General features: G+C 36.9%; 1 protein-coding gene. It reads left to right on the top strand.

Features of this window, described 5'->3' with window-relative positions:
• Positions 1–1,011 (top strand): PIN-like domain-containing protein (locus ACT3TJ_RS17940; protein ID WP_444615272.1); only part of this gene is annotated, 1,011 nt, incomplete at its 5' end.
• Positions 1,012–1,191: the final 180 nt, after the last annotated feature.

Genomic DNA, 1,191 nt, shown 5'->3' on the forward strand with positions numbered 1-1,191 from the left:
ATAAACTCTTTAAGGAGTGATTTGGATAACGCTCGTCAACACCCCTTTGTTAGTCAGCAGACAATGAATCAAGTCAATAAGGTCTTTGACCTTCTTTGTAATGAGTTGTCAGAAAACAAAGGGATTCACACCAAACGTATTTCTAATGATGAAATTAAAGAGTCTATTTCTTCCATATTTGAGAATAATGTAGGGCAGCCATATTCTAGAGAAGATCTAGAAAATTTGATTGTTGATGGCGAGGAACGTTATAAGCAAAAAATTCCACCTGGATTTAAAGATGGCATCAAATCTGGAGATAGCGATGTATTCACAGAGAAGTGTCGAAAATATGGAGATTTGATCGTTTGGAATCAGGTTATCGACAAGTCAATTGAAGCCAAAAAGGGCATAGTTCTTGTAACTGATGATAAAAAGGAAGATTGGTGGGAAAAATTTAAAGGAAAGACTATTGGCCCCAGACCAGAGTTGGTGAAAGAATTTAAAGATAGAGCTGAAAATACATTTCACATGTATCAAGCAGATAGGTTTCTTGAGCTAGCAAGAGAGAATTTGAATGAACAAGTTAGTGATGAAATTGTCGAGGAAATAAGAGAAGTTAGAAGGCGAGATAAGATTGCTTATAAGAAAATGAAGGAAATGGAGTTCATAAAAAGAAGAAAATTAAAAGTGCATCACCTTATGGATGAGCTTGAACAGGTTCGTCATCAAATGATGTCATATGAAAAAGAAATGAGCATGCTGCAAGAAAAAAGACATATGTTGGAGAATGAACGAAATAGTTTGAGAGAGCATCGAAATCATATGCTACATGACGGTGATAGAGAAGTTGATATTGATCGTTTGATGCAACATTACGAGTCAGTTTCAGAAGATTACGCCCAAATCAAACAACATTTAGATCATTCGAAAAGTAAATATAATGAGATGTCACGACACATGATGAGTCTTGAACAAGAGTTAGCTCATAGCATGAAAGTCATTGAACAAGAAAATGCAGCGGACTCGTAAACTCGCCGCTGATTTTGGTGTTAGCCATTAAAAGAAGCAAAATTATGAGCCCTGAAAACCACGAGCTTACCGATGCTGACATAAAGGAGTTCCTTGAGGGGGTATTCTTGGCGAGAATTCAAAAAGCCGCGAACTAATCGATCCAGTCTTTGGATCAATGAAGTGGACGCATATTGTGAC

This window comes from Halomonas sp. AOP30-A1-24 (assembly GCF_052378165.1).
Lineage (GTDB): Bacteria > Pseudomonadota > Gammaproteobacteria > Pseudomonadales > Halomonadaceae > Vreelandella > Vreelandella citrativorans.